The organism is Romboutsia sp., from assembly GCF_051659545.1.
Taxonomy (GTDB): domain Bacteria; phylum Bacillota; class Clostridia; order Peptostreptococcales; family Peptostreptococcaceae; genus JBOFOR01.
The window spans coordinates 1-7,809 of record NZ_JBOFOR010000091.1 but is presented as its reverse complement, the minus strand read 5'-3'; the positions used below and the strand labels follow the sequence as shown (position 1 = coordinate 7,809).

6 protein-coding genes and 2 tRNA genes are annotated in these 7,809 nt (G+C 27.9%); 2 read left to right on the top strand and 6 right to left on the bottom strand.

Going from position 1 to position 7,809, the window contains the following annotated elements; all coding sequences use genetic code 11:
* Positions 1–26: 26 nt before the first annotated feature.
* The 4 genes from ACRC03_RS05400 to ACRC03_RS05385 all read right to left on the bottom strand — a co-directional run bounded on the left by ACRC03_RS05400 (position 27) and on the right by ACRC03_RS05385 (position 5,276).
* On the bottom strand, positions 27–2,081 hold the full coding sequence (locus ACRC03_RS05400; protein ID WP_438651540.1) for an EAL domain-containing protein: 2,055 nt from the start codon (positions 2,079–2,081) through the stop codon (positions 27–29).
* Between the two features lie 339 nt (positions 2,082–2,420).
* Positions 2,421–2,900, bottom strand: a complete 480-nt coding sequence (gene rlmH / locus ACRC03_RS05395; protein WP_438651539.1) for a 23S rRNA (pseudouridine(1915)-N(3))-methyltransferase RlmH — start codon at positions 2,898–2,900, stop codon at positions 2,421–2,423.
* A 15-nt stretch (positions 2,901–2,915) separates the two neighbouring features.
* Positions 2,916–3,710 carry an MBL fold metallo-hydrolase gene (locus ACRC03_RS05390; protein ID WP_438651538.1) on the bottom strand — a complete coding sequence of 265 codons (795 nt, stop codon included), beginning with the start codon at positions 3,708–3,710 and terminating at the stop codon, positions 2,916–2,918.
* An 87-nt stretch (positions 3,711–3,797) separates the two neighbouring features.
* Positions 3,798–5,276: a M1 family metallopeptidase gene (locus ACRC03_RS05385; protein WP_438651537.1), complete on the bottom strand. Its 1,479-nt coding sequence runs from the start codon at positions 5,274–5,276 to the stop codon at positions 3,798–3,800.
* A 133-nt stretch (positions 5,277–5,409) separates the two neighbouring features.
* Here ACRC03_RS05385 and ACRC03_RS05380 point away from each other — a divergent pair, with 133 nt between their 5' ends.
* Entirely contained in the window at positions 5,410–6,468 is a 1,059-nt protein-coding gene (locus ACRC03_RS05380) for a DnaD domain protein (RefSeq protein WP_438651536.1), read from the top strand.
* A gap of 8 nt (positions 6,469–6,476) precedes the next feature.
* On the top strand, positions 6,477–7,466 hold the full coding sequence (locus ACRC03_RS05375) for an ATP-binding protein (protein ID WP_438651535.1): 990 nt from the start codon (positions 6,477–6,479) through the stop codon (positions 7,464–7,466).
* Between the two features lie 121 nt (positions 7,467–7,587).
* Here ACRC03_RS05375 and ACRC03_RS05370 read toward each other — a convergent pair.
* Positions 7,588–7,662 (bottom strand) — tRNA-Thr (locus tag ACRC03_RS05370).
* Positions 7,663–7,674: 12 nt separating this feature from the next.
* Positions 7,675–7,751, bottom strand: a tRNA-Asp gene (locus ACRC03_RS05365).
* Between the last annotated feature and the right edge of the window lie 58 nt (positions 7,752–7,809).

Below are 7,809 nucleotides of genomic sequence, written 5' to 3'. Positions count from 1 at the left end.
GGCTATATAAACTTTATTTGTTAAAATTAAATATTATTCTTTATATATTTTACACACACATCTGCTTTAAGTGGTTTACTAAATAAATATCCTTGATATAAACCATCTCCCATCTTATCTAAGACAGCTTTCTGGTTCTCTGTTTCTACAAACTCATTAATTACTGTTATACCTGTTGAGTCACATAGGCTATATACAGAGCTTACTATGCTTTTAGACTCTTCATTTTTATCTATATCTCTTATTAGACTTCCATCTATTTTTATGCAATCTATATTGTACTTCTTTATATATAATAAAGGATTATATCCAACTCCAAAGTCATCTATTGCTAGTTTTACACCATATTCATTTAGCTTAGTTAACTGTTTTTTAGTTACCTCATCTTCCCCTATTGCAAAGCTTTCTGTTATCTCAACTTTAATGTTGTTTGGATTAACATTATAAAGCTTTATGATATCTTTTATATAACTTGCGAAGGTATCATCTGTTAATTGCTTTGTAGAGACATTTATAGACATATCTATCTTCTTTTCTAATTCTTTATCCCATATTGAAAGCTGCTCGATTGCTTCTTTTGCAATCCATTTTCCTAAAGGATAAATTAACCCTACTTCTTCTGCAATTAATACTATAATATTTGGTGGTATGTTTCCAAACTCTTCATATTTCCATCTTAAAAGAGCTTCTACTCCAACAACTTTTCTTTCCTTATTTAGTTGTGGTTGGTATTCTAAATACAACTCACCTTCATTTTTTCTTCTACCCGTTAGTATGTCTTTAAGCTCTTCTCCTAAAAATATGCTTATCTCTCCATTACTATCAGCTCCACTAGATAAATCTAACTTTTCTAAATTTCCTGAAAAAACTGTATTTTTAAGATTTTCATAAGCCCCTTGTCTTTCTCTCTTACTCATATTATCAGATATTTTAACAAAAGGAGTATATATCACAACCCCTACAATAATATTAATGATTTGTAGTATAACACCTGAAAATCCTCCGGTTAGTTTATAGGCATTAAATAAAACCGGATGTATCCAGCTCATTTCTATTTTATCTATAGTTTCAACTAACCCTAATTCAAATGCTCCCTGCGAGATGGCATATAAAACTATAGGCGTTAAAGTTAATGGCACTATATATACAGGATTAAATAGTATCGGTAGTCCATATGTAATAGTTTCATTAATATTAAAAATACTTGGTATTATGGATATAACAGATATTTTCTTGCTATATTTGTTTTTACTATATAAGATTATTGCTATTATTAAGCATATAGTACTTCCAGCTCCCCCCATATTAGTAAATGTATCTACATCCAATCTATTAAAGGAATCGCCGTGTACTATTAAATCTCCACCATGACCTCCTACTATCCATAGGGCATTTTTTATGAATATATATTTTATATCATTAAAAAAATTATTGCCTCCATGTATGGTTATTGGATCAATGGCATTTATATTTGATTCAATTAAGATGGCTACACCAATTGCTGCAATTATAGTTAAAACTGAAGGAAGTATAGCTAAAATAGACTGTCTTACAACCTTTTCGTAACTATTAATTAAACTCATTCTACTGTCTAGCATATAATAATATATTTTAATATAAACTTCACTAGATATTATACTAACTACTATAGCTAACATAGTCCAGTTTGCTGCTATAATTGTGATACTTCCAGTACCTACAACACTTTCCATAGTGAAAATACTACTAAAAGTAATTGCTGAAGTTAACCCTATAAACCCAACCATATTTGAGCTTACACTATTACCCATATACTTTATATCTTGCTTTTCATGTATACGTATTTTAGCTAGTTCGCTACAAATTGATATTATAATTAAAGCCTTTGATAGCATATACAAACTATTATATATCTGCCAAAACATATTATTCCAATTATCATTTATAATTACCTTCATTATGTTCATAAGTGTATCATTATTTATATTAAGTATTATTATAAAAATGCAATTTATCAAAATGATAGGCTGTACTTTCAAAAGCCCTCGCCTTATTGATTTTATATATATACTATTATAAATTTTATAAAAAAATGTACTCATAAGGGTCTTCTCCTTCAAATCCTTTATTAATATTTAAGCCCTATATCCTGTTAATTATATATTTTTCTACTGTATATATTAATAGTTTACAGAACACAGTAAAATATATACCTCTTATTTTATTTATCAAATGTTATACTGAAATTAAAATCAAACAAAAAGATGCTCCATTTCACAAAGGTTAGCATCATTTTTGTTAACATATTAGTTTAAATCCTCTATCATATAAAATTTTAACCTTTTATAGATATTTCATCTATTAGTTTATCAATTTCTAATATAATATCTTTGTTCTTTGTTATATTTACAATAATTTAACTTATTTTAGTAAAATCTCATTTACTTGTGATACGGTTCATTATTATTTATTCTAAACGCTCTATAAACTTGTTCTAACAAAATCAATCTCATTAATTGATGAGGAAAAGTCATTTTAGAAAAAGACAACTTATAATCCGCTCTACCTAAAACCTCATCAGAAAGACCTAGAGAACCACCTATAACAAAAGTTATATGACTATTACCCCTAACCGCTAATTTACTGATTGTATCTGCTAGTTCTTCAGATGATAAGTTTTTTCCATCTATAGCAAGTGCTATAACGTAACTATTATTTTTTATTTTACTAAGAATTTTTTTTCCTTCTTTATTTTTTACTATTAACATGTCCTTTTCACTTAAATTCTCTGGACACTTTTCATCCTCTAACTCTATCATGTCTAGCTTACAATACTTAGATAATCTCTTAGTAAATTCATCTATTCCTAATTTTAAATATTTTTCCTTTAGTTTGCCTACACTGATTATGCTTATATTCATAAATTTTCTCCTAACTTATTTAACCTTGTATATATCCGATACCTCTTCTCTTAATAAAACATCTAACTTAACGTCTTGTCCAACTATTATATTATTTTGAGTTAGTATTCCCTTAGATGTCTCATAAGCTAACTCTGGAAAATTATTTTCTTTACTTAAATGGGCTAATAATATTCTCTCAGTACCTTCTTTAATAAGTTCCACACAAAAGTTTGCTGCATCTTCATTTGATAGATGGCCTTCATCAGACATTACCCTTTTCTTTAATGAATATGGATATGAGCCCATCATAAGCATATTCGGGTCATAATTTGACTCTAATACCACTAACTTAGATTTATATAAATGTCTTCTTATATTGTCTGTTATTTTTCCTATATCTGTAGCTATAGACATTTTCTCATTATCTGCATAAAAGTTGTACCCAACAGCATCTGAAGCATCATGTGATATTGAAAATGGTCTTATTACTAAATCTCCTAAAGAATAACTTTTATCATTTTCAAAAACTTTCATATTATGATCTTTTATTTCTCCTAGCTTATCCTTCATAGCACACCAAGTCTTTATATTTGCAAATATAGGTATGTCAAATTTTCTAGACATTATACCCGCGCCTTTTATATGGTCTGAGTGTTCATGCGTAATAAATATTCCCTTTATTTTATTCATATCTACTTCTATATCATTAAGTCCTGTAGTTATTCTTTTTCCACTAAGACCTGCATCTACTAATATATTTGTATCCTTATATCCAATATAATGACAATTTCCACTACTTCCGCTTCCTATCGAACAATATTTTAGCATGTTGTCACCTCGTTTTTTTATAATCATAAGATATATTATACCAAAAAACTAGAGCATTAAATAACAATTTAATGCTCTAGTTAAAATTTACTTGTATTGACTTATAATTTTATCTATATCTATCCCTTTGTTATTCCACATTTCAACAAATTTAGTTCCATTTACATTTTGATACATATACTTGTTGTAATATTCTTGCAATGTTTCAAAGAATATTTTATCCCCTACTTCTTTTCGTACCTGACTAAAAGCTACTGCTCCTTTAGTATATACATTTAAGCTGTAGTCTATAGAATTTTTATACTGAGTAGTCGGTTTAAATATATCTTCACTTGCATGATTTTTAGTTTGTATTTCCATTGTTTTTATAAGTTTATCTCCTATATCCTTGCCATACTTTTCTTCAAAGTATAGTACTGTAGAATATTCAGTTAAAGCTTCATCTATCCACGGTTCACTTATTTCATCATTTCCTATTACTGAATACCACCATTGATGGGCAGTCTCATGAGCTATAACATATTCTAATAAAAACTTATTCTTTTGGGTATACAAACTTTGATCAATCATTACCATTGTAGGATATTCCATACCACCTATATAAAAATCACTTGCTATTACTGAATATGTACTATATGGATATTCTCCAAATAACTTACTAAAGACTCTAATAGAGTCCTTTGCTATTTGAGTAGACTCCTTAGATAATTTTTTATTTAAATTATATGTATTAATAGTTATTCCCTTATATGAATCTTTATCTATGTCAAACTTAGTACTTAGGATAAATGCAAAATCTCTAACTTTTTTAGCTTCTATTTGATAGAGAGATTTATCTTCGTCTGCTTTTTCATTAATTATGTTTCCTGTGCAACCAATTTTATATTTTTTAGGAATTAGTAAATTTACTTTAAAATCACTTGTTTCACTATAAAAAGGATCTCCAACTGCCTCATATCCCTTTGCATTCCATCCCCTCTCATCATTAACACATGCTATCGGAAACCAGTTAGTTACATTTATAGTACTTTTCCCATATCCAAATCGGCCTTCTGAATTAGGTATTTTTACATTATATTTCATATCTATTATTATTTTTTCTCCAGGTTTAAGATGTTTGCCTATTTTTATTTCTAATAAATCATTTTTTTCTCCCTTAATTTGATAATTTAATTCTTCATCCTTAGATAAAATATTTTTTATATCTATATATCCCTCATTAAAACCATTTGGATATGCTTGTTTCATTTCTTCTTTTTCAAATGGTGCAAATTCTATCTTTGAAAAAGCATTTGGATATATGTGAAAATATAACTTATCTAATGATACTTTTGTATTATTTACATACTCTATATTTTGATTGCATTTTAGTCTTTTGCTCTCATCATCAAAAACTACATCTATGGTGTAGTTATTTAAAGCTTTTTCATTTTCAACACTTGATGTTTGTACACTATTTTCAAATTTTTTTTCCTTTAAGTAAATTCCTGCTGGCAATAGTAACGACAACCCTATTACTATGACCAGTGTTATCTTTCTTCTTTTTTTGCTGAAATTTATTACCAATTTTTCCCCCTCCAGTTTAATATGAATAATTTTAAAATTATTTTGCAACATAAATCTGTAATCCCTTTTGATAATCATAGGTTTCAATTAAAGTTATTTGTTTTTATGGTATAATTTAATCTGAGGTGATAAAATGTTTTTCAAAGAAGTCAACGAAATAGATTTAGGCGAAACTACCATTGCTAACATCTTTATAGATATATTTATGCCAATGGCGAATGGGTTATACGTAAAAGTTTATCTGTTAGGATACAGACAAGCTTGTGATCCTAATTCTAACCCTAAATTCGATAATAATTCTATAGCAAAAAATTTAAATATTCCTTTATCTGATGTAATAGAAGCATGGAAATTTTGGGAAAGAAAAGATATAATTAAAATGCATAAAAATGAAAATTTAAACGATTTTGATTATTCTATAGAGTTTATGGATTTAAAAAGATTTTATATGGATAACATGTATATAAATACAAAATCAATAAAATCGAATTCAGATAGTATAGTTTCTGTAAGTGAGAATCCTAGCATAAGAAAAATGTTTAACTCTATAAACAAGATTGTTGGCAGATACCTTGAGCCTGGAGAAAAAATTAGTTTGTTAGATATAATAAATAAATATAATATGGAGCCTGATATGATAGTGTACGCATATGAATATGTTAAAGATAAACATAAATCATCTCGACCTGTTAAATACATTGAATCCCTTATTAGAGGATGGTATGATTCTAATTTATATACCCCTCAAGATGTTAAGGATAGCTTTGCTATTAGAAGCGAAAGATACATGGTCTACAAAACTATATTCAATGAATTAGGATTTTATAGACCACCTTCTAAACCAGAAGAAAGAATCATGGATACTTGGTTTGATAAATATAATATGGATATTGAAGTTATTCTGTCTGCTTGCTCTAAGTCAAAAAATATATCAAACCCATCAGTATCATATATAAACGGCGTAATTGAAAAATGGAATAACAAAAATATTAAAACATTAGATGATATTAAATTATTAGAAGAAGATTCTAAGCGTAAGCCTCAAGTAAATCAAAAATCTAATAAAAATAATTCATCTAATACAACATCTGTAAAAACTAGATTTCATAATGTAAATCAAACTTTTACCAAATATACTCCTGAAGAATTAGAAAAACTTCTTCAAGAAAGCCAAAAGGATAAATTTAAGTAGGTGAATAAATGAAAGAATCAACTTTAAAAGAAATACTTAGGTCTTATGAAAAGAAAAGAGATAGAGCTGAATCCGATTTAGAAAATAGAATAAGAGATGTTTACTCTCAAATTCCTGAAATTCAACATATCGACGATGATATCGGAAAAATTGGTCTAAGTTTGACGAAACTTGTTCTATTAAATCCTCAAAATAAAGATGAAATAATAGCTGAATCGCAAAGTAAAATGAATGAATTAACAGCAAGGAAAGATGACCTATTAAGTAGATATAATGTACCACCAGGTTACTTAGATATTCAATATAACTGTAATACTTGTAATGATAAAGGCTTCTTAAAAAATGGACATAAATGTAATTGTTTAAAACAAGAAATTATAAACGAAGCGTATAAGATGTCAAATTTATCTAGAGTACTTGAAACTCAAAATTTTTCTACAATAAATACATCAGTATTTTCTGATGAAAAATTTGAAGGTTCAAATATTTCTCCTCGTCAAAATATATTACAAATAGTATCTATTTGTGAATCATTTGTTCTTAACTTTGATAAAGATAATGATGAAAATTTGCTTTTTTACGGAGATACTGGATTAGGAAAGACTTTTATGTGTAATTGTATTGCAAAATCGCTTTTAGATAAAGGCTATGTGGTTATTTATCAAACAGCATTTAAAATGTTTGAAATAATTGAGGACTATAAGTTTAAAAATAATGATAATCATATTTCTAAGGACAATTATGGAAATTTATTTGATTGTGATTTATTGATTATAGATGATTTAGGAACAGAATTGACTAATTCATTTACTAATACTGAATTATTTAATATACTAAACACTAGATTACTATCAGGCAAAAAAACTATTATATCTACAAACTTATCTCCTATGCAATTAGGCTCTGACTATACACAGAGAATATTTTCTAGAATATTTGATAGATTTAAAATGGTTAAATTTATAGGAAAAGATTTAAGATGGGAAAACAAAAAGTAGAAGAAAGTATAATATATTTTCTTCTACTTTTTTATTTTTAGGATCTTTTGTAAAGGACATACTCATGTTACTGCCTAAAAGAATAAAATAAAAAACCCTTAGATTCTTCTAAGAGTTTAATTGGAGCTGGTGATAGGAATTGAACCTACAACCTGCTGATTACAAGTCAGCTGCTCTACCGTTGAGCCACACCAGCATAGTGTGTATTTGGCGACCTGGAAGGGACTCGAACCCTCGACCTCCAGCGTGACAGGCTGGCATTCTAACCAACTGAACTACCAGGCCGCAATATAAATGGTGGGATTAACAGGGCTCGAACCTGTGACCCCCTGCTTGTAAGGCA

Bases quoted from the DNA above. Each gene is read 5' to 3' on its own strand.
- rlmH (WP_438651539.1), bottom strand. From the start codon at position 2,900: ATGAATATAAGCATAATCAGTGTAGGCAAACTAAAGGAAAAATATTTA.
- ACRC03_RS05390 (WP_438651538.1), bottom strand. From the start codon at position 3,710: ATGCTAAAATATTGTTCGATAGGAAGCGGAAGTAGTGGAAATTGTCAT.
- ACRC03_RS05375 (WP_438651535.1), top strand. From the start codon at position 6,477: ATGAAAGAATCAACTTTAAAAGAAATACTTAGGTCTTATGAAAAGAAA.
- ACRC03_RS05400 (WP_438651540.1), bottom strand. From the start codon at position 2,081: ATGAGTACATTTTTTTATAAAATTTATAATAGTATATATATAAAATCA.
- ACRC03_RS05380 (WP_438651536.1), top strand. From the start codon at position 5,410: ATGTTTTTCAAAGAAGTCAACGAAATAGATTTAGGCGAAACTACCATT.